Origin of the sequence: Streptomyces cellostaticus (assembly GCF_001513965.1) — a bacterium.
Taxonomy (GTDB): domain Bacteria; phylum Actinomycetota; class Actinomycetes; order Streptomycetales; family Streptomycetaceae; genus Streptomyces; species Streptomyces cellostaticus.
This window is the reverse complement of sequence record NZ_KQ948016.1, coordinates 199413-221007: the sequence shown is the minus strand read 5'-3', so window position 1 is coordinate 221007 and position 21595 is coordinate 199413. Positions and strand designations below refer to the sequence as shown.

At 70.2% G+C, this 21595-nt stretch carries 16 protein-coding genes; 8 read left to right on the top strand and 8 right to left on the bottom strand.

Annotation, left to right across the window (positions count from 1 at the left end):
* Window position 1: 1 nt before the first annotated feature.
* From AQI88_RS04620 to AQI88_RS04600, 5 genes are all read right to left on the bottom strand, one after another.
* Complete coding sequence (locus AQI88_RS04620; protein ID WP_066992287.1) at window positions 2–769, bottom strand: amino acid ABC transporter ATP-binding protein; 768 nt, start codon at window positions 767–769, stop codon at window positions 2–4.
* Entirely contained in the window at window positions 766–1707 is a 942-nt protein-coding gene (locus tag AQI88_RS04615; protein ID WP_066992284.1) for an amino acid ABC transporter permease, read from the bottom strand. The genes AQI88_RS04620 and AQI88_RS04615 overlap by 4 nt, the downstream gene beginning before the upstream one ends.
* The gene (locus tag AQI88_RS04610) at window positions 1704–2588 is read right to left on the bottom strand and encodes an ABC transporter substrate-binding protein (protein ID WP_066992281.1); all 885 of its coding nucleotides are present in this window, start codon (window positions 2586–2588) and stop codon (window positions 1704–1706) included. The genes AQI88_RS04615 and AQI88_RS04610 overlap by 4 nt, the downstream gene beginning before the upstream one ends.
* A 432-nt stretch (window positions 2589–3020) precedes the next feature.
* A complete protein-coding gene (locus AQI88_RS04605; protein WP_066992277.1) occupies window positions 3021–3677 on the bottom strand; it encodes an MBL fold metallo-hydrolase in 657 nt (218 codons plus the stop codon).
* Window positions 3678–3723: 46 nt separating this feature from the next.
* A complete protein-coding gene (locus AQI88_RS04600) occupies window positions 3724–4410 on the bottom strand; it encodes a maleylpyruvate isomerase family mycothiol-dependent enzyme (protein WP_066992274.1) in 687 nt (228 codons plus the stop codon).
* A 225-nt stretch (window positions 4411–4635) separates the two neighbouring features.
* Here AQI88_RS04600 and uvrA point away from each other — a divergent pair, with 225 nt between their 5' ends.
* Window positions 4636–7662, top strand: coding sequence for an excinuclease ABC subunit UvrA (uvrA, locus tag AQI88_RS04595; protein ID WP_066992271.1), 3027 nt, complete (start codon window positions 4636–4638; stop codon window positions 7660–7662).
* Window positions 7663–7842: 180 nt separating this feature from the next.
* Here the strand turns inward: uvrA and AQI88_RS04590 are convergent, their stop codons facing one another.
* Together AQI88_RS04590 and AQI88_RS04585 are read right to left on the bottom strand one after the other, a co-directional pair.
* Complete coding sequence (locus tag AQI88_RS04590; protein WP_066992268.1) at window positions 7843–8754, bottom strand: carbohydrate kinase family protein; 912 nt, start codon at window positions 8752–8754, stop codon at window positions 7843–7845.
* A complete protein-coding gene (locus tag AQI88_RS04585) occupies window positions 8751–9890 on the bottom strand; it encodes a LacI family DNA-binding transcriptional regulator (protein ID WP_066992265.1) in 1140 nt (379 codons plus the stop codon). Before AQI88_RS04585 ends, AQI88_RS04590 begins: the two co-directional genes overlap by 4 nt.
* Before the next feature lie 276 nt (window positions 9891–10166).
* Here AQI88_RS04585 and AQI88_RS04580 point away from each other — a divergent pair, with 276 nt between their 5' ends.
* Window positions 10167–10601 carry a QcrA and Rieske domain-containing protein gene (locus AQI88_RS04580; protein WP_066993636.1) on the top strand — a complete coding sequence of 145 codons (435 nt, stop codon included), beginning with the start codon at window positions 10167–10169 and terminating at the stop codon, window positions 10599–10601.
* Window positions 10602–10634: 33 nt separating this feature from the next.
* On the opposite strand, the gene AQI88_RS04575 is transcribed toward AQI88_RS04580, so the two are convergent.
* Window positions 10635–11582: a hypothetical protein gene (locus AQI88_RS04575; protein WP_066992262.1), complete on the bottom strand. Its 948-nt coding sequence runs from the start codon at window positions 11580–11582 to the stop codon at window positions 10635–10637.
* A gap of 429 nt (window positions 11583–12011) precedes the next feature.
* On the opposite strand from AQI88_RS04575, the gene uvrC reads away from it, so the two are divergent.
* The 6 genes from uvrC to gap all read left to right on the top strand — a co-directional run bounded on the left by uvrC (window position 12012) and on the right by gap (window position 21590).
* Entirely contained in the window at window positions 12012–14099 is a 2088-nt protein-coding gene (gene uvrC, locus AQI88_RS04570; RefSeq protein ID WP_066992259.1) for an excinuclease ABC subunit UvrC, read from the top strand.
* Window positions 14096–15085, top strand: coding sequence for an RNase adapter RapZ (rapZ, locus tag AQI88_RS04565; RefSeq protein ID WP_066992256.1), 990 nt, complete (start codon window positions 14096–14098; stop codon window positions 15083–15085). The genes uvrC and rapZ overlap by 4 nt, the downstream gene beginning before the upstream one ends.
* Window positions 15082–16176, top strand: a complete 1095-nt coding sequence (locus AQI88_RS04560) for a gluconeogenesis factor YvcK family protein (protein WP_066992253.1) — start codon at window positions 15082–15084, stop codon at window positions 16174–16176. Before rapZ ends, AQI88_RS04560 begins: the two co-directional genes overlap by 4 nt.
* The gene (whiA, locus tag AQI88_RS04555; protein WP_066992251.1) at window positions 16167–17156 is read left to right on the top strand and encodes a DNA-binding protein WhiA; all 990 of its coding nucleotides are present in this window, start codon (window positions 16167–16169) and stop codon (window positions 17154–17156) included. Before AQI88_RS04560 ends, whiA begins: the two co-directional genes overlap by 10 nt.
* 152 nt (window positions 17157–17308) lie before the next feature.
* On the top strand, window positions 17309–20263 hold the full coding sequence (locus AQI88_RS04550; protein ID WP_079057390.1) for a M14 family metallopeptidase: 2955 nt from the start codon (window positions 17309–17311) through the stop codon (window positions 20261–20263).
* A gap of 319 nt (window positions 20264–20582) precedes the next feature.
* The gene (gap, locus tag AQI88_RS04545; RefSeq protein ID WP_066992248.1) at window positions 20583–21590 is read left to right on the top strand and encodes a type I glyceraldehyde-3-phosphate dehydrogenase; all 1008 of its coding nucleotides are present in this window, start codon (window positions 20583–20585) and stop codon (window positions 21588–21590) included.
* Window positions 21591–21595: the final 5 nt, after the last annotated feature.

The window sequence follows — 21595 nt, the reverse complement described above, 5'->3', positions numbered from 1 at the left end:
ACTACAGGCGGCCGGCCTCCACGATCCGCCGCAGGAAGCGCCGCGTGCGCTCCTGCTGCGGGTCGCCGAACACCTGGTCCGCGGTGCCGCGCTCCAGCACGACCCCTCCGTCCAGAAAACAAACCTGGTCGGCGACGTCCCGGGCGAAGCCCATCTCGTGCGTCGCCAGCACCATGGTCATGCCCTCGTCCTTCAGGCCGCGGACCACTTCCAGTACCTCGCCCACGAGTTCAGGGTCGAGCGCGGCGGTGATCTCGTCGAGCAGCAGCAGCCGGGGCCGTACGGCGAGGGCCCGCACGATCGCCACACGCTGCTGCTGGCCGCCGCTCAGCCGGTCCGGGTAGGCATCGGCCTTGCCACTCAGTCCGAGGCGCTCCAGCAGCTCCCTGGCCCGTTCCTCGGCCTGCGCACGGGAGGCGCCGTGCACCCGGCGCGGGGCGAGCGTGATGTTGTCCAGCACGGTCATGTGCGGGAAGAGGTTGTACGCCTGGAAGACCACACCGATGCGACGCCGTACCGCGTCCTGGTCGGCGCGCGGGTCGGTGATCTCCTCACCGTCCAGCCAGATCGCGCCGTCGTCGATCTCCTCCAGGAGGTTCGCACAGCGCAGCAGCGTGGACTTGCCCGAGCCGGAAGCACCGATCAGCGCGGTCACGGTGTGTGGGGCGACCTCCAGGTCGACGTCCCGCAGCACGACCGAGCCTCCGAAGGTCTTGCGGACGGACTCCATCCGCAGCACGGGGGAGCCGTCCTGGGGTGCCGTACTCATATCGATCCTCCCTGGGCCCGCTGCCGGTCCATCCTGGCCGTCACCCAGTCCGTGAAGCGGGTCATCGGGATGGTCAGCGCGACGAACACCAGCCCCGCGACGATGTACGGCGTGTAGTTGAGACTGCGGCCGACGATGATGTCGGCCGCCCGTACGGCGTCCACCGCGCCGCCGATCGATACCAGGCCGGTGTCCTTCTGCAGCGACACCAGGTCGTTGAGCAGCGGCGGCACCTGACGGCGCACCGCCTGGGGCAGTACGACGTAGCGCAGGGCCTGCCGATTGGTGAGGCCCAGCGAGCGGGCCGCGGCGCGCTGCGAGGGGTGGATGGACTCGATGCCCGCCCGGAACACCTCGGCCACGTACGCCGAGTACGTCAGCGTCAGTGCCGTACCACCCAGCAGCACCGGATCCACCGTCACGCCCTGCAGCCGCAGTGCCGGCACGCCCAGCACCACGATCATCAGGTTGATGATGAGCGGAAGGCCGCGGAAGAAGTCGGTGTACGCCGCCGCCAGCACGCGCAGCGGGAAGAACACCGGGCCGCGCAGGGTGCGGGCGACGGCGATCAGAATGCCGAGGACCAGCACGGCGACACCGCAGATGAGCAGGAGGCGGACGTTCAGCCACAGCCCTTCGAGGACTTTCGGGAACGCCTCGCGCGCGTACTGCGCGCTGAAGAACGTCTCCTCGGTGCGCGGCCAGCCCGGCGCGTTGACGACGACCAGGTAGAGCACGACGGCCGTGACCAGGGTCGAGAGCGCCGCGACGGCCGTGGCGCGGCGTGCGCGTGCCCTCTTGTAGCGCTCGCGTTCCAGCCGCCGCTCGGAGGGCGCGTACCCGTCACCGGCGCCGGGCACCGCGTGCCCGGCGCCGCCGGTCATGTCACCCTTGTCGTCCGCCCCCTCCCGAGCGGACTCGCCCTTGGTGACGGTCACTTGAGCACCGGAGCATCGACGGCGTCGGAGAGCCACTGCTTCTCGATCTTCGCGAGCGTGCCGTCCTTGCGCAGGGCGTCGACGGCACCGGTCACGCACGAGGTCAGGGCGCTGCCCTTGTCGAGCACAAGCCCGAACTGCTCGGGCGTGCCGCCCTGGTTCTCGAACTGGCCGACGATCTTCGCGTCCGTCACCTCGGCCGCGGTGATGTAGAACGCGGTCGGCAGGTCGGTGACGATGGCGTCGACCTGACCGTTCTTCAGCGCCGACTTGGCCTGGTCGTTCTTGGCGTACACGGCGGCCTGCTGCTTCGGCTTCACCACATCGGTGATGTAGTCGAGGCTCGTGGTGCCCACCTGGGCGCCCAGTTTGAGGTCCTTCAAGTCCGCGATGCTCGTCGCCTTGGCGGCCTTGCTGCCCTTCAGCGCGATGACGGCTTGGCGCACGTCGTAGTAACCGGAGGAGAAGTCCACGGCCTTCTTGCGCTCGGTGCTGATCGACACCTGGTTGATGTCGAAGTCGAACGTCTTCACGCCGGGCGCGAACGCCTTGTTGAACGGCACGCTCTGCCAGACGACCGCGCTCTTGTCGTAGCCCAGTTGCTTCGCCACCGCGTAGGCGACCGCGGACTCGAAGCCCTTGCCGTTCGCGGGCTTGTCGTCCTTGAACCACGGCTCGTACGCGGGCTCGTCCGTCGCGATCGTCAGCTTCCCGGACGTCCGGGTGGCCAACTTGCCCTTGGCGCAGCTCTTCGCGGCGGACCCGGACGGGGCGGCCGACGCCTTGTCCTCGGGCTGCGGAGCACAGCCGACGGCGGTGGCGAGCAGGGCTATCGTGGCGGCGGCTACCGCGCGGCGCAGTGCGCGAGGGGCAAGGTACATGGCGGGAGATTGGCAGTGAACCCCCTGTTTGTCCAGGTCACGACGTTCATTGTCCGCATAGTGGGAACCGGTGTTGCAGTCGTGTGAACACTGCCCCCGAGGTGGCCCTGGCCTGGGCCGCCGGCCGAGGGCGGGGTTGGAAGACCGGCGGCCCATACCGCGCAGGAGCCGTCATCCTGTGCGGGGCTGCTACCAGTTGACTGCGTGACACGGCGCCAGGGGAGCGCGCATGCACCCCCGGCGCGTGCGAACAGTTCACACGGGGCGCGCGTGGCGAGATGTGCGCCGGGTGCACATGCGGGGCGTGCGCCCAGCGCAGAAACGCCAACTTCTCGAGCCGCCTGCGCTGCAAAAGGGGCGCGGGGAACTGCGCGACAAGCCCCCACGCACCCGCAGCCGCACACGGACCACGAGCCATGAGGCGCTCGCCACTCACCACCCGCGCGCGTGCCACTCCGGCAGTTGCGGCCGCTCCGCACCCAGCGTGGTGTCGTTGCCGTGCCCGGGGTACACCCAGGTCTCGTCCGGCAGTACTTCGAAGATCTTCGTCTCGACGTCGTGGATCAGGCTGGCGAAGGCCTTCGGGTCCTTGCGTGTGTTTCCGACACCGCCCGGGAAGAGACAGTCCCCGGTGAAGACGTGCGGGTGGCCGTGCGGGTCGTCGTAGACCAGCGCGATGGAGCCCGGGGTGTGCCCGACGAGGTGGCGCGCGGTGAGTTCCACGCGCCCCACCCTGATGACGTCACCGTCGTCGACCAGGACGTCGGTGGGCACCGGGATGCCCGGAGCGTCGTCCCGTCCGGCATACGTACGGGCACCGGTGGCGGAGACGACCTCGGCCAGCGCCTGCCAGTGGTCGCCGTGCTGATGCGTGGTGACGACGGACGCGATGCCGTCGTCACCGATCATGGCGATCAGCGTGTGTGCCTCGTTGGCGGCATCGATGAGGAGCTGCTCGTCGGTGGCCCGGCAGCGCAGCAGATAGGCGTTGTTGTCCATCGGGCCGACCGCGATCTTGGTGATCATCAGGTCTTTCAGCTCGTGCACGTCTGCCGGTCCGCCGACCTTGACATCTCCGGTGTACGTCATGGTGATCAGCCTATAGCGGGGGAGTGCTCGAAGGGCTGTCGTCGGCCTACAACGGAGGCAGCTGCGGCAGTGCGCCGCCCGCCGCCTTCAGCGCGGCCCCCTCACGGCGTCCGGCGAGCCAGCCCAGCAGGTCCGCCGGAGCGCCGCTGACCGTGACCTCGGGCTCGGACGCCTCGCGTCCCGTGGTCCACGCGTGCCTGCCGTCCGTGACGCGGGTCGCCGCGACGTCGGGGTGCCCGGAGAACCGCCGCGTCAGGAAGTCGATCTCCCGCTCCGTGAACTCGGCCGGAAGATCCTCCAGCTCGTACCCGATCCCGAGGTCGACATGGTGCAGCTCCACCTCGCCCCAGCGCCGGAACGGCACCCGGGACGCGGAGTCGGTGACCCCGTTGCGCAGCTCGACCGTGCGCGTCCAGTCCGCCGGCGCGGCCCCCGCCTCCCGGAAGCGGCCGGCGCTCTCGCGCACGTCGGCGAGCTGGACGTCCAGGGGGCGCGGGGCGTCCCGCTCGATGTCGGCGTCGCGCACCTCGGCGCTCGCGTACATGGGACGGCCCTCCAGGACGTTCACGAGCGCGTCCGCGTTGCGGGCGAGGTGAGCGAGGACGTGCCCGCGGGTCCATCCCGGAAGCCGTGACGGCTCGGCGAGCGAAGCGTTGTCCAGTGCGGCGGCAGCGGTGAGGAGCCGCTCGGTCGCGTCCCGTACACAGACCAGGTCATGAGCGTGATCAGTCATGGGCCTGACCCTAGCCCCGCCACACCTTTGGGTGAAGGTGGTGAACCCCGACCGCAAATCGAAAGCACGTGCTATATCGTCGAAGGCGACGTCGGGCATGCTGGATGTCCGGGGGTTGTTATGCAACCGGGAAATCCGACCGGCGTTGTCAGTGGCTCCCCCTAGTCTCGAAGAAGCACGGGGGCCCCGCCCCTGTCACTTCTCTCAAGAAAGGTGCGGACCGGCGTGGCCGACCGTCTCATCGTCCGTGGCGCGCGCGAGCACAACCTGAAGAATGTCTCGCTCGACCTGCCTCGTGACTCGCTCATCGTCTTCACGGGCCTGTCCGGGTCGGGCAAGTCCTCCCTGGCCTTCGACACGATCTTCGCCGAGGGCCAGCGCCGGTACGTGGAGTCGCTCTCCTCGTACGCCCGGCAGTTCCTCGGCCAGATGGACAAGCCGGACGTCGACTTCATCGAGGGCCTGTCCCCGGCGGTCTCCATCGACCAGAAGTCGACCTCGCGCAACCCGCGCTCGACGGTCGGCACCATCACCGAGGTCTACGACTACCTGCGTCTGCTCTTCGCGCGCATCGGCAAGCCGCACTGTCCCGAGTGCGGCCGCCCCATCTCGCGCCAGTCGCCGCAGGCCATCGTCGACAAGGTCCTGGAGCTGCCGGAGGGGAGCCGCTTCCAGGTGCTGTCGCCGCTCGTGCGCGAGCGCAAGGGCGAGTTCGTCGACCTCTTCGCCGACCTCCAGACCAAGGGCTACTCCCGCGCGCGCGTGGACGGCGAGACGATCCAGCTCTCCGACCCGCCGACGCTGAAGAAGCAGGAGAAGCACACCATCGAGGTGGTCGTGGACCGCCTCACGGTGAAGGACTCCGCCAAGCGCCGGCTCACCGACTCCGTGGAGACCGCCCTCGGCCTGTCCGGCGGCATGGTCGTGCTCGACTTCGTGGACCTCCCCGAGGACGACCCCGAGCGCGAGCGCATGTACTCGGAGCACCTGTACTGCCCGTACGACGACCTGTCCTTCGAAGAGCTGGAGCCCCGCTCCTTCTCCTTCAACTCGCCCTTCGGCGCCTGCCCCGAGTGCACCGGCATCGGCACGCGCATGGAGGTCGACCCGGAGCTGATCGTCCCGGACCCGGACAAGTCCCTGGACGAGGGCGCCATCCACCCCTGGTCGCACGGGCACACCAAGGACTACTTCGGCCGCCTGATCGGCGCCCTCGCGGACGCCCTGGGATTCCGGACGGACATCCCCTTCGCCGGTCTGCCGCAGCGAGCCAAGAAAGCCCTGCTCCACGGCCACAAGACCCAGATCGAGGTCCGGTACCGCAACCGGTACGGCCGCGAGCGCGTGTACACCACGCCCTTCGAGGGTGCGGTGCCGTTCGTCAAGCGCCGGCACAGCGAGGCCGAGAGCGACGCCAGCCGCGAGCGCTTCGAGGGGTACATGCGCGAGGTGCCCTGCCCCTCCTGCGAGGGCACGCGCCTGAAGCCGATCGTCCTCGCCGTCACGATCATGGAGAAGTCGATCGCCGAGGTCTCCGGGATGTCGATCAGTGACTGTGCGGACTTCCTGGGCGAGCTCAAGCTCAACGCCCGCGACAAGAAGATCGCCGAGCGGGTCCTGAAGGAGGTCAACGAGCGGCTGCGGTTCCTGGTCGACGTCGGCCTCGACTACCTCTCCCTCAACCGCGCGGCCGGCACCCTCTCCGGCGGCGAGGCCCAGCGCATCCGCCTGGCCACCCAGATCGGCTCGGGCCTGGTCGGCGTCCTGTACGTCCTGGACGAGCCCTCCATCGGTCTGCACCAGCGGGACAACCACCGGCTGATCGAGACCCTGGTCCGGCTTCGCGACATGGGCAACACACTCATCGTCGTGGAGCACGACGAGGACACCATCAAAGTCGCCGACTGGATCGTCGACATCGGCCCCGGCGCCGGTGAGCACGGCGGCAAGGTCGTGCACAGCGGTTCCCTGAAGGAGTTGCTCGGCAACGACGAGTCGCAGACGGGTCAGTACCTGTCCGGCAAGAAGTCCATCCCGTTGCCGGACATCCGCCGCCCGCAGGACCCGTCCCGCCGGCTCACGGTGCACGGCGCCCGTGAGAACAACCTCCAGGACATCGACGTGTCCTTCCCGCTGGGCGTGTTCACGGCCGTCACGGGCGTGTCCGGCTCCGGCAAGTCGACGCTGGTCAACGACATCCTCTACACGCACCTGGCCCGCGAGCTGAACGGCGCGCGCAGCGTCCCCGGACGGCACACGCGCGTGGACGGCGACGACCTCGTCGACAAGGTCGTCCACGTCGACCAGTCGCCCATCGGCCGCACCCCGCGGTCCAACCCGGCGACCTACACCGGCGTCTTCGACCACATCCGCAAGCTGTTCGCCGAGACCACCGAGGCGAAGGTCCGCGGCTACCTGCCCGGCCGCTTCTCCTTCAACGTCAAGGGCGGTCGCTGCGAGAACTGCGCGGGCGACGGCACGATCAAGATCGAGATGAACTTCCTCCCGGACGTCTACGTTCCGTGCGAGGTCTGCCACGGCGCCCGGTACAACCGGGAGACCCTGGAGGTCCACTACAAGGGCAAGTCCGTCTCCGACGTGCTGAACATGCCGATCGAGGAGGCGACCGACTTCTTCGAGGCCGTTCCGGCCATCTCCCGGCACCTGAGGACCCTGAAGGACGTCGGCCTCGGTTACGTTCGGCTCGGCCAGTCCGCCACCACCCTGTCCGGCGGTGAGGCGCAGCGCGTCAAGCTCGCCAGCGAACTGCAGAAGCGCTCCACCGGGCGTACGGTCTACGTCCTGGACGAGCCGACCACCGGTCTGCACTTCGAGGACATCAGCAAGCTGCTCAAGGTCCTGTCCGGCCTGGTCGACAAGGGCAACACGGTCATCGTCATCGAACACAACCTCGACGTGATCAAGACCGCCGACTGGATCGTCGACATGGGTCCGGAGGGCGGCGCCGGCGGTGGCCTCGTGGTCGCCGAGGGCACGCCCGAGGAGGTCGCTGGGGTCCCCACCAGTCACACGGGCAAGTTCCTGCGCGAGATCCTCGGCGCCGACCGCATCAGCGACGCGGAACCGGTGAAGGCGCCGCGCGGCACGGCGGTCAGGAAGACCGCGGCGGCCAAGTCGACGGCGAAGAAGACGGTGACGGCCAAGGCCAACAACACGGCGACCAAGAAGGCCGCCGCGGCCACGAAGAAGGCGGCACCCGCGAAGAAGACGACGCGGGCCCGCAAGGCCTGAATCCGATACCGGCGCGACACGGGCCTTGCGCTGACGCATCATCAAAAAAGCGGCGCCCCGCGGGAACTCCCCGCGGGGCGCCGCTCGTTCAACCATCAGCCACCCTGACTCTGCGGTTCGGCAGACTCGACCGGTTCCGCGAACTGCATGTCCGGCCGCACCTTGACAACTACACCGAGATCACAGTTGGCCCAGCTCGGCCGCATACGGCGGCTCCGCCCCCGCTCGTGAGCAGGTGATCGCCGCCGCACGTGCCGCGAACCGCAGCAGCCGCCGCCAGCCGTCCGCGCCCAGGGCGGCGAGCGCTTCCGACGACAGCGCCTCCTGGGCGGACAGACCGTGCAACAGGGCCGCGTTCACCGTGTCACCGGCGCCGATGGTGTCCACGACCTCGACCTTCTCGCCCGGTACGGAGTACTCCGCGCCCTCCCGGGTGTGGACGGTGAGGCCGTCGCCGCCCCGGGTGATCACGACGGCCGACGGTCCCGCGGCCAGCCACTCGCGCGGGGTGCCGCCCAGCCACTCGGCGTCCTCCGCGGACAGCTTCAGCAGCGTCACCGAGGGCAGCCAGCTCTTGAAACGCGCCCGGTAGGCGTCCGCGTCCGGGATCAGGCCGGCCCGGATATTGGGGTCGAGCGCGGTGAACAGGCCCTGCCCGGCGGCGGTCCGCATCAGCTCCTCATAGGCGCTCGCCCCCGGCTCCAGGACGAGCGAGCAGGTGCCGAAGGACACCGCGCGCGTGCCGATGGGCAGGCCGGCCGCTGCGGTGAACAGGCGGTCGGCGGTGCCGTCGACGTAGAAGGAGTACGCGGCCGAGCCGCCGGCGTCGATGGCGGCGACCGCGAGGGTGGTCGGCTCGGGGCCGCGCTGTACGCCCGACACGTCCACCCCCGCCTGCCGCAGCCCGTCGAGCAGGGCCTCGCCGAAGGCGTCGTACGACGTGCGGGAGCAGAAGGCGGTCGGGGAGCCCAGGCGGCCGAGGGCCACGGCGGTGTTGTACGGGCCGCCGCCGAGCGCCGGCTTCAGGTCCGCCAGGGCACCCGGGCCGTGCGGAACCAGGTCGATCAGTGCCTCACCGGCGACGACGATCACGAAGCGGTTCCCTTCTCGGACAGCGCGGATGGTTCGGTTCTCCCGCCGGGACCGTCCGGCCGGGGGCCTTGGGCCTCGTCCCGGTCCTCCGGGCACCCGCAGGAGGTGCGGTGGACGAAGGTACAGGGCAGTCGTACGGTCCGGGCGGGCCGGTCCGGTGCGGCCAGCCGGTCCAGGAGCACCCGGACGGCCTGGGCGCCGATTTCCCTGCTGGGCTGGGCGATGGCGGTGAGCCGGGGCGAGAACAGGTCGGCCCAGACGAAGTCGTCGAAGCAGCACAGGGCCATGTCGTCCGGCACGGCCAGGCCCAGCCTGCGCAGGGCGCGCAGGGCGCCGATGGTCATGGCGTTGTTGGCGGTGACCAGGGCCGTCGGCGGAGCGGGGAGGGAGAGCAGGGCGGCCGTGGCCCGCTCGGCGGCGGCTGACTCGGAGTTGCCGGAGACGACGAGGGCCTCGTCGTGGCCGAGGCCGGCGGCGGCGAGTGCCTGCCGGTAGCCGGTGATCCGCTCGCTCGTGGTGCTGAGCCCCGCCAGCCCGGCGACCAGACCGATCCGGCGATGGCCGAGCCCGGCGAGGTGGGTGACGAGACGGGCCGTCGGTCCGGTGTTCTCGGCACAGACCTGATCGAAACAGGGTTGGTCGGGAGAGGGCTGATCGAGGTGCGGTGCGCTTGTGGGGCGGTCACCCGTCGGGAGCACCCGGTCCAGGAGCACCGTCGGCACGGCGTGGCGGCCGAGGTAGGCCACGAGGTCCTGCGGGTTCGCGGAGGGGGCGACGATCATGCCGTCCACTCGGCGCTCGTGGAGGAGCTGGACGACCTTGCGTTCGTGCGCGGGGTCGTCGTGTGGGTCGGCGATGAGCAGGCTGTAGCCCGCGTCCAGGGCGGTGGCCTCGACGCCCTGGAGGATCTCCGTGAAGTACGGGTTGCTGATCGCCGACACCGCGAGGCCGATCGAGCGGGTGCGGGAGGTCACCAGGGAGCGGGCGAGGGTGTTGGGCGTGTAGCCCAGGGCGTCGACGGCTTCCAGCACGGCCTGGCGGGTGTGGGGCAGCACCGGACGCGTGTCGTTGAGCACGTGGGAGACGGTCGCCACGGAAACTCCCGCGCTCCGGGCGACGTCCGCCATGGTGGGCATCGCGTTTCCTCCTGAGCCGCTGAGCCGCTGAGCCGCTGAGCCGCTGAGCCGCTGAGCCGCTGAGCCGCTGAGCCGCTGAGCCGCTGAGCCGCTGAGCTGGGACTGGCTGGACGCCGGGAAGGTACCCCATCCACCACCCTCGCGTAAACGCTTACGCAAACGTTTGCGTGCCGGGAACCACCCCGTCCCCGCTCATCGCCCCTGCTCAGGGCCCGGCCGTTGTGCCCAGGTATCGTCGGCCTGCACACCCCCTGACCAGTGGAGACGGAGTCCCTGATGCCCGCCCGACCGTCGCATCCGTCCACGAGTCGCCGTACCGTCCTGCGAGGAGCCGCCGTGGTCCCGGTCACCGGGCTCGGGCTGGCCGCCTGCTCGGCCCCCGGCGGTGCCTCGGCCGACGCGGCTCCGACCGCGCCGGTCGACCTCGGTGCCGAGAGCGAGGTCTCCAAGGGCGGCGCCAAGCTCTACCGGGACCACAACGTGGTGGTGAGCCGGGACGGGAGCGGGGCCCTCAAGGCGTACAGCACCATCTGCACGCACGCGGGGTGCCCCATCAACAAGCTCCAGGGGACGACCCTGATCTGCCCCTGCCACGGCAGCCAGTTCGACGCCGTGACCGGCAAGGTGGTCCAGGCGCCGGCCACCGAGCCGTTGAACGAGCTGCCGGTGAAGACCGCGAACGGCAGGATCGTCGCCGGCCCGGGTGCCTGACCGGCCCTTACGGCCGAGTCAAGGGCCGGGCGCTCACTCCCAGTCCCAGGAGATGCCGACCAGACCCGGCCGGATCCGGGGCTCGACCACGTGGACGCTGTGATGTGGTCCGCTGAGGGGCAGCTCGTGCCGACCGCTGCGCGGGGCCGCGGGCGAGTGCTGGGTGAAGCGGTGGCACCGCGCCGGCAGAGCGGCCCCGTCGAAGCGCACCTGGAGCGCGTACTGGCCGCCCGGAAAGCCGAAACCGTGGACGTACTCGCGTGAGACCCCGGCCGTGCCGTCCTCGATGCCGTACCGGAAGAGGAAGGTGTCGCCGGAGCGCAGCCGGGTGCCGAAGAGGAGTTCGGCCACCAGCACACCGGTGTCCTGGTCCAGGCGGACGCGTCCGGTGCGGCAGTTCTCCAGGGCGTGCACCGTCATCGCGCGCGGGCTGCAGCCGGGGTCGCCGTGGTGGACGGCGACGAAGCGGTCGACGCCGTCGCGGTGGGCCCGCACGATGTGGTGGGACTCGCGGCCCGCCAGTTGGCGGTGGGCGCCGATCCGGACCCGTTCGTGGTGGCCCAGGGTGTGCAGTCCGCCGTCGAGGGACCAGCCCAGGTCGGCCTGGAGCCGGTTGAGGACGTCGGAGGCCTCGACCAGGGAGCGGTACGAGCGGCCTGAGGCACGGCCGGTGGCGGTGCGTTCGCCGGACTCCGTGAGCAGCCGGATCAGGGACTCGTCCGGCAGCTGGAGGATCTCCTCCAGGGCCCGTACGGCGCGCAGCGACTCCGGGCGCTGCGGGCGGCGGGCACCCTGCTGCCAGTAACTCAGGCTGGTCACCCCGACCTTGACCCCGTGGCGCGACAGGTGGTGCTGCACACGCTGGAGCGGCAGGCCGCGGGCGGCGATCGCGGCGCGCAGCGCCACGTGGAAGGGGCCGCCCCGCAGGGCCGTGTGCAGTTCCGCGGTGGGGATGTCCGCGTGTTCTGTGGCGTGCCGCATGCACAGGGCCTTTCTATGAGATGTCACGACGGCTGGTCGGACCGCTGGAGCAGGTGTGCGGGGCCACCCCCGTGGGCGCCGGAGCGCCCGTACATGCGTCGCCGTGTGCGTACGCCGGCGTGCATGGCCCCGAGTTCCCCCGCATTGAAGCGTGTTGACCAGACCCCGACAACACCCCGGACCCGGTCACGGCCTACTCCTGGCCGAGCCGCGACCCCCACGCGCGGGCCGGGGCCGCCCCTGTCCGCAGGAGCGCCCGCCGGGGTGCGCCGCCGGACCGGTCCGGAGAGGTCCGGCATGGCCGGAAGGCTGCCCCAGGGGTTGCGAGGCGAGGGGACCACGCCGACGGGCGCCGGACGGGCAGCCGCGCTGGTGGGCGTTGTCCACAGGCCCGACGCGGTGTCGGTGCTCGCCAGTAGGGTGTGAGACATGGCCGACCCCTCCAGCTACCGCCCCAGGCCGGGTGAGATCCCGGACACCCCGGGGGTGTACAGGTTCCGTGACGAGCACCGCCGGGTGATCTACGTCGGAAAGGCGAAAAGCCTGCGCCAGCGCCTGGCGAACTACTTCCAGGACCTGGCGAACCTGCACCCGCGCACCCGGACGATGGTGACCACCGCCGCATCCGTGGAGTGGACCGTGGTGTCCACGGAGGTCGAGGCACTTCAGCTGGAGTACTCCTGGATCAAGGAGTACGACCCCCGGTTCAACGTCAAGTACCGCGACGACAAGAGCTACCCGTACCTCGCGGTGACGATGAACGAGGAGTTCCCGCGCGTGCAGGTGATGCGCGGTCACAAGAAGAAGGGCGTCAGGTACTTCGGGCCGTACGGCCACGCATGGGCCATCCGGGACACCGTCGACCTGCTGCTGCGGGTCTTCCCGGTGCGCACCTGCTCGGCCGGTGTCTTCAAGAACGCCGCCCGCACCGGCCGCCCCTGCCTGCTCGGCTACATCGGCAAGTGCTCCGCCCCCTGCGTCGGCCGGATCACCCCCGAGGACCACCGTGAGCTGGCCGAGGAGTTCTGCGAGTTCATGGCGGGCCGCACCGGCACCTACCTCCGCCGTCTGGAGAAGCAGATGATGGAGGCGGCCGAGGAGATGGAGTACGAGCGGGCAGCCCGCCTGCGCGACGACATCGAGGCCCTGAAGAAGGCCATGGAGAAGAACGCGGTCGTGCTCGCCGACGCGACCGACGCCGACCTCATCGCCGTCGCGGAGGACGAGCTGGAGGCGGCCGTGCAGATCTTCCATGTGCGCGGCGGCCGGGTGCGCGGCCAGCGCGGCTGGGTGACCGACAAGGTCGAGGAGGTCACCACCGGCGCCCTCGTCGAGCACGCCCTGCAACAGCTGTACGGCGAGGAGACCGGGGACGCCGTCCCCAAGGAGGTCCTGGTCCCGGCGCTGCCCGAGCCGGTCGAGCCGGTCCAGGAGTGGCTGACCGTCCGCCGCGGGGCGAACGTGTCGCTGCGCATCCCGCAGCGCGGCGACAAGAAGGCGCTCATGGAGACCGTGGAGCGCAACGCCCAGCAGGCCCTCGCCCTGCACAAGACCAAGCGTGCCTCCGACCTGACCACGCGTTCGCGGGCCCTGGAGGAGGTCGCCGAGGCCCTCGACCTGGACAGCGCCCCCCTCAGGATCGAGTGCTACGACATCTCGCACCTCCAGGGCGACGACGTGGTGGCCTCCATGGTCGTCTTCGAGGACGGGCTGCAGCGCAAGAGCGAGTACCGCCGCTTCCAGATCAAGGGCTTCGCCGGCCAGGACGACGTGCGCTCCATGCACGAGGTGATCACCCGCCGCTTCAGGCGCTACCTCGCCGAGAAGGAGAGGACGGGGGAGTGGGCCGACGGCGAGAACACTCTCACCGACCCGGACGCCCCTCTCACGGGCACCGAGGTGATCAACGGCTCCCTCAAGGACGACGACGGCCGCCCCAGGAAGTTCGCCTATCCGCCCCAGCTCGTCGTGGTCGACGGCGGTCAGCCGCAGGTCGCGGCGGCCCGGCGGGCACTGGACGAGCTGGGCATCGACGACATCGCCGTCTGCGGTCTCGCCAAGCGCCTGGAGGAGGTCTGGGTGCCCGGCGAGGACGACCCGGTGGTCCTGCCCCGCACCAGCGAGGGCCTCTACCTGCTCCAGCGCGTCCGCGACGAGGCCCACCGCTTCGCGATCACCTACCAGCGCACCAAACGCGCCAAGCGTTTCCGTTCTGGCCCCCTGGACGACGTGCCCGGTCTCGGCGAGACCCGCAAACAGGCGCTCATCAAGCATTTCGGCTCGGTGAAGAAGCTGCGGTCCGCCACAATCGAGCAGATCCAGGAGGTGCCGGGCATAGGCCGGAAGACGGCTGAGACGATCGCCGCGGCCCTCGCCCAGGCGGCCCCGGCCGCACCCGCCGTGAACACGGCGACCGGAGAGATCATTGAGGACGAGGAACCCGATACGACGGGGGGTTCCTCGGGGGAGCCCGTAACCGCGGGCCTCCCGGACGAACGACGGGGGCAGGAGACATGACCGAGCACGACGCACAACCCACACCGGACCGAGAACAGGCGGCCGCGGGGGAACCGCAGCAGGCGGTCCAGGACAACGGAGCACAGGTGAGTACGGACGTCACACCGGCCGCGGCCGCCGAAGCGGCCATCCCCGAGCTGGTGATCATCTCCGGCATGTCCGGAGCGGGCCGGTCCACGGCCGCGAAGTGTCTGGAGGACCTCGGCTGGTTCGTCGTGGACAACCTCCCGCCCGCCCTGATCCCCACCATGGTGGAGCTGGGCGCCCGCTCTCAGGGCAACGTGGCGCGGATCGCGGTGGTTGTCGACGTACGCGGCCGGCGCTTCTTCGACAACCTGCGTGAATCCCTCGCCGACCTCGACACCCGGAACGTGACCCGGCGGATCGTCTTCCTGGAGTCCTCCGACGAGGCCCTGGTGCGCCGCTTCGAGTCGGTGCGCCGTCCGCACCCCCTCCAGGGCGACGGCCGGATCGTGGACGGCATCGCCGCCGAGCGCGAGCTGCTGCGCGAGCTGCGCGGCGACGCCGACCTGGTGATCGACACCTCCAGCCTCAACGTGCACGAGCTGCGCGCCAAGATGGACGCCCAGTTCGCCGGCGAGGAGGAGCCCGAGCTGCGGGCCACCGTGATGTCGTTCGGCTTCAAGTACGGCCTCCCGGTCGACGCCGACCTGGTCGCGGACATGCGGTTCCTGCCCAACCCGCACTGGGTACCGGAGCTGCGCCCGTTCACCGGCCTGAACGAGGAGGTCGCCGCCTATGTCTTCAACCAGCCGGGCGCCAAGGAGTTCCTCGACCGGTACGCCGAACTGCTGCGGCTCATCGCGGCCGGCTACCGGCGCGAGGGCAAGCGGTATGTGACCATCGCCATCGGCTGTACCGGCGGCAAGCACCGCTCGGTCGCGATGTCGGAGAAGCTCGCCGCACGCCTCGCGGCCGAGGGCGTGGAGACGGTGGTCGTACACCGGGACATGGGACGGGAATGACGGAACGTACACCGCGGCTGGGCAGGCTGCGCCGCGTGGTGCCGGAGAGCCGCTCCGGCCGCACCGCGGCAGAGGCCCGGGCGGGCCGCATCGCCGAGGCGCGTGGCGGCCGGCCCCGCCGGCGCGGCGCCCAGCCCAAGGTCGTCGCCCTCGGCGGCGGCATGGGCCTGTCCGCCTCCCTCGCTGCGCTGCGCCGGATCACCGGCGACCTCACCGCCGTCGTCACCGTGGCCGACGACGGCGGCTCCAGCGGGCGCCTGCGCGACGAGCTGGGCGTGCTGCCGCCCGGCGACCTGCGCAAGGCGCTGGCCGCGCTGTGCGGCGACGACGACTGGGGCCAGACCTGGGCCCGGGTCATCCAGCACCGCTTCACCTCCCAGGGCGACCTGCACGACCACGCGGTCGGCAACCTGCTCATCGTCGCCCTGTGGGAGCAACTCGGCGACCATGTCCAGGCCCTGGACCTGGTCGGCAAGCTGCTCGGCGCGCACGGGCGCGTGCTACCCATGTCCGCCGTACCGCTGGAGCTGCAGGCCCTGGTCAAGGGGCACGACCCACAGCGCCCCGACGACGTGGACACCGTGCGCGGGCAGGCGACCGTCGCCCTCACGCCCGGCGAAGTGCAGTCCGTGCATCTCGTGCCGCACGACCCGCCCGCCGTCCCGGAGGCCGTCGCGGCGGTCCTGGACGCGGACTGGGTGGTGCTCGGCCCCGGCTCCTGGTTCTCCTCGGTCATCCCGCACCTGCTCGTGCCCGAGCTGCTGGACGCCCTCACCGAGACCAAGGCGCGCCGCGTGCTCTCCTTGAACCTCGCCCCGCAGCCCGGAGAAACCGAGGGCTTCTCCCCGCAGCGTCATTTGGAGGTTTTGGGCCGACACGCCCCTAAACTCGCCCTGGACGTGGTGCTGGCCGACGAGGCCGCGGTGCCCGACCGCGACTCGCTCACCGAGGCCGCCAAGCGGCTGGGAGCCGCGGTCGAGCTGGCGCAGGTGGCCCGGACCGACGGAAGCCCCCGGCACGACCCGGAGCTGCTGGCCGCCGCGTACGACCGTATTTTTCGGATGCATGGAAGGATCGGCCCATGGCGATGACGGCAGCGGTGAAGGACGAGATCTCCCGGCTCCCCGTCACCCGGACCTGCTGCAGGAAGGCGGAGGTCTCCGCCATTCTGCGGTTCGCCGGCGGCCTTCACCTGGTGAGCGGGCGCATCGTGATCGAGGCGGAGCTGGACACCGCGATGGCGGCCCGCCGGCTCAAGCGGGACATCCTGGAGATCTTCGGCCACAGTTCGGAGCTGATCGTGATGGCGCCCGGCGGGCTGCGCCGTGGCTCGCGGTACGTGGTGCGGGTGGTCGCGGGCGGTGACCAGCTGGCTCGCCAGACGGGTCTGGTCGACGGCCGGGGCCGTCCGATCCGCGGTCTGCCCCCGCAGGTGGTCTCGGGGGCCACCTGTGATGCGGAGGCTGCCTGGCGCGGGGCCTTCCTGGCGCACGGCTCGCTGACCGAGCCCGGCCGCTCCTCCTCCCTGGAGGTGACCTGCCCGGGTCCGGAGGCCGCGCTCGCGCTGGTCGGTGCCGCCCGCAGGCTCTCCATCGCCGCGAAGGCCCGCGAGGTGCGCGGGGTGGACCGGGTGGTCGTCCGCGACGGTGACGCGATCGGCGCCCTGCTCACCCGCCTCGGTGCGCACGAGTCCGTGCTGGCCTGGGAGGAGCGCCGGATGCGCCGCGAGGTGCGGGCCACCGCCAACCGCCTCGCCAACTTCGACGACGCCAACCTGCGCCGCTCGGCCCGCGCCGCCGTGGCCGCCGGTGCCCGGGTCCAGCGGGCCCTGGAGATCCTCGCCGACGAGGTGCCCGAGCACCTCGCGGCCGCCGGGCGGCTGCGCATGGAGCACAAGCAGGCCTCCCTGGAGGAGCTGGGCGCGCTGGCCGACCCGCCGCTCACCAAGGACGCCGTCGCGGGCCGGATCCGCCGTCTGCTGGCGATGGCCGACAAGCGCGCCTCCGACCTCGGCATTCCGGGCACGGAGGCCAACCTCACGGAGGAGCTGGCGGACAACCTGGCAGGCTGACCCAGGCTCACTGATTGCGCCGGTGCCGACGGCCCATTCGGGTGGCCGGCACCGGCGTTTGCGTGTCCATGTGGCGCCCTTGACTCGATCATGAAGTGACATGAGCCTGGCAACCTGTTCGCCGCTGTGGCGGACCACCGCTAGGGGGGTTCATGAGACACAGAGCGAGATCGATCCTCGCTGTCGGCGCGCTCCTGCTCGGGGGAGCGAGCCTTGCACCCATCGCCCAGGCGCAGAGCGGAAGTTCACCCCACACCGACCCGGACGAGGTCAAGGTCTTCCGCGCCGAAGTCACCCAGAAGCAGATTCCCCTGCTCCTCAAGGCCGGACAGGACGGCCACGAACTCGGCGAGCACGTGGCTGGGAAGGGGAAGACCGCCGTCGAGGTCTACCTCACCGAGAAGCAGGCCAGGAAGCTGGAGAAGCAGGGCGTCGACCTCACCGAGCACACCCTCTCGGCCAAGGCCGAGGCGCGCGTCGAGGACGCCTCCCAGGGCGTGTTCCGGCCCTACGGCACAAGCGGCGGCCTCAAGGAGGAGATCCTCCGGACCGCGCAGACCAACCCCGGCCTCACCAAGGTCGAATCCATCGGGAAAACCATCAACGGCCAGGACATCCTCGCGCTCAAACTGACCAGGAACGCGAAGAGGTCGAAGGACGGCGCCAAGCCCGCCGTGCTGTACGTGTCCAACCAGCACGCGCGCGAGTGGATCACGCCGGAGATGACCCGGCGTCTGATGCACTACTACCTGGACAACTACAAGACGGACCGGCGCATCAAGAAGATCGTCGACTCCACCGAGCTGTGGTTCGTCCTGTCGGCCAACCCCGACGGCTACGACTACACCTTCAAGGACTCCACCACTCGCCTGTGGCGCAAGAACCTCCGTGACGTCAACGGCGACGGCGTCATCAGCACGGGTGACGGCGTCGACCTCAACCGCAACTTCGCCTACAAGTGGGGCTACGACGACGAGGGTTCGTCCCCCAACCCGACCAGCCAGACCTACCGCGGCGCGAGCCCCGAGTCCGAGCCCGAGACCAAGGCCCTGGACACCTTCGAGAAGCGCATCGGGTTCACGTACGGCATCAACTACCACTCCGCCGCCGAACTCCTCCTCTACGGCGTCGGCTGGCAGGTCGCCACCCCCACCCCGGACGACGTCCTCTACAAGGCGCTCGCCGGTACCCCCGACAAGCCGGCCATCCCCGGCTACCGGTCGCAGGTCTCCTCGGAGCTGTACACCACCAACGGCGAGGCCGACGGGCACGCCTCGAACGTCAACGGCATGGCGATGTTCACCCCCGAGATGTCGACCTGCGAGACCGCGTCGAACATCGACCCGAACGACGCCTGGAACCCCGCCGACTGCCAGTCGGTCTTCAACTTCCCCGACGACGAGAAGCTGATCCAGCAGGAGTTCGAGAAGAACATCCCGTTCGCGCTCTCCGTCGCCGAGACCGCCGCCCACCCCGACCGGCCGGTCTCCTCGGTCGGCATGAGCGCCGCCGACTTCACCCCGGCTGCGTTCTCCACCTCGTACTCCCGCGGCGCCGACCAGGAAGTGTCCGTGGTCGTCCGCAAGGCGGTGCGCGACAAGGAACTCAAGTACCGCGTCAACGGCGGCCCTACGCTCGACCAGGCCCTGCGGCCCTGGAAGGGCGGCGAGACCTACGGCGGTACGGACAACCTCTACTTCGACGAGTACCGGGCCAAGGTGCAGGACGGCGGACCGGGCGACAAGGTCGAGGTGTGGTTCACCGGCGAGACCAAGAGCGGCAAGAAGGTCTCCAGCTCCCCCTTCACCTACACCGTCGCCGAGCGGCCGAAGGCGGACACCCTTGTCGTCGCCGAGGAGGGCACCGCCGCCACGCAGGCGCAGACGTACGTGGACGCGCTGAAGGCGGCCGGGCACAGGGCGATCGTGTGGGACGTCGCCACCCAGGGCGCCCCGGACGCGCTCGGCGTGCTCGGGCACTTCAGGACCGTCGTGCACTACTCGGGCACGAGCGGCCCGGGCAACGCCACCCAGCTCCAGCTGCGCGCCTACCTCAACGAGGGCGGCCGGCTGATCGAGGCCGGCGAGCTGGCCGGCGGCAGTGTCGACCTCGGCGACGGCACCCTGTCGGACGACTTCAGCCAGTACTACCTGGGCGCCTACTCGCGTACGTCGACCAAGGGAGCCACCGGCTTCACCGGCTCCGGCGCGCTCGGCGGCTACACCGGAGCCCTCGGTGACGCGCCCGGCAACCCGCTCGACAAGGCCGGCACCTACGGCGTCACCTCGGACGAACTGCCCGCGGCCACCCACCCGCAGTTCAAGAGCGCGGGCGCGGGAGGGTTCGCCGGGACCGTCAGCCCCTACGGCCCGTACGCCGGCACCTCCATGGCCGCCGCCGTGCACACCGACGACGCCTACAAGCGCCTCACCCGCACCATCGACCTCACCGGTGTCAGCGCCGCCGACAAGCCCGCCCTGCGCACCAGGCTGCTGTGGGACACCGAGCCCGGCTACGACCACGCGGTCGTCGAGATACACACCGTGGGCGCCGATGACTGGACGACCCTCCCGGAGGCCGGCGGGGCCACCAGGACCGCCGTACCGTCCGACTGCGGAGCCGGGTTCCTGATCGGCGAGCACCCCTGGCTCAAGCACTACCTCACGCTCTCCGGCAACGCCTGCACCGCGACCGGCACCACCGGCTCGTGGAACAGCCTCACCGGCAGCTCGAGCGGCTGGCAGCAGCTGAGCTTCGATCTGAGCGCGTACGCGGGGAAGTCCGTCGAGGTCTCGATCAGCTACATCACCGACCCCGGCACCGGCGGACACGGCGTCCTCGCCGACGACGCCTCGCTCGTCGTCGGCGGCACGGTCAAGGAGGCCGAGGGCTTCGAGACGTCCCTGGGCGCCTGGCGTGTCCCCGGCCCGCCCGCGGGCAGCCCCGCGGTCCTGAAGGACTGGACGCGCACCGGAACGCTCTTCCAGACGTACGCAGCGGTCACCACCGAGGACACCGTGCTGCTCGGCTTCGGCCTGGAGCAGGTGCCGGCGGCGGCCGACCGGGCGGCCCTGCTGAAGAAGGCGTTCGCCTCGTTCGACAGGTGAGACGGTCCTATTCGACATGTGAGCGGGACCCTCTCTCATCGGTGCGCGAAAGAGTCCCTCATCAGGTGAGCCGACCCGCTCACGAACGAGTGAAAAGAGCGTCAACGGCCATCGGCATTACATAGCAAAGAGTGGCAAAACGACTCCCGATCCGAGGTGGTCCGTACCCTACTGGCCGGTACGGACCGCCTGCCCGTGTATGCGGCATCTCGATGCCACTCCGGGGGCCTCAGAGAGGTAGGGTCGGGGGTGGTCGGGGACATCCCAAATACAGCTCGCCGGCACCGCATGGCCGGCGTACCAACGAGGAGATCGGTTCGTGACGATCCGCGTAGGCATCAACGGCTTCGGCCGTATCGGGCGTAACTACTTCCGCGCACTGCTGGAGCAGGGTGCCGACATCGAGATCGTGGCTGTCAACGACCTGGGTGACACCGCGACCACCGCTCACCTGCTGAAGTACGACACCATCCTGGGCCGCCTCAAGCAGGAGGTCTCCCACACCGCCGACACGATCACCGTCGACGGCCACACCATCAAGGTGCTCTCCGAGCGCAACCCGGCCGACATCCCCTGGGGCGAGCTGGGCGTCGACATCGTCATCGAGTCGACCGGCATCTTCACCAAGCGCGAGGATGCCGCCAAGCACCTCGCCGGCGGCGCCAAGAAGGTCCTCATCTCGGCTCCGGCCAAGGACGAGGACATCACCATCGTGATGGGCGTCAACCAGGACAAGTACGACGCGGCCAACCACCACGTCATCTCCAACGCCTCCTGCACCACCAACTGTGTGGCGCCGATGGCGAAGGTCCTGGACGAGAACTTCGGCATCGTCAAGGGTCTGATGACCACGGTGCACGCGTACACGAACGACCAGCGCATCCTGGACTTCCCGCACAAGGACCTGCGCCGCGCCCGTGCCGCCGCCGAGAACATCATCCCGACCACCACGGGTGCCGCCAAGGCCACCGCGCTGGTCCTGCCGCAGCTCAAGGGCAAGCTGGACGGCATCGCCATGCGCGTCCCGGTCCCGACCGGCTCGGTCACCGACCTGGTTGTCGAGCTCGGCCGCGAGGTCACCAAGGAAGAGGTCAACGCCGCCTTCCAGAAGGCCGCCGAGGGCGAGCTGAAGGGCCTGCTCGAGTACACCGAGGACGCGATTGTCTCCTCCGACATCGTCAACGAGCCGGCCTCCTGCACCTTCGACTCCTCCCTGACCATGGTCCAGGAGGGTAAGAACGTGAAGGTCATCGGCTGGTACGACAACGAGTGGGGCTACTCCAACCGCCTCGTGGACCTGACGGTCTTCGTCGGCAACCAGCTCTGATCGGC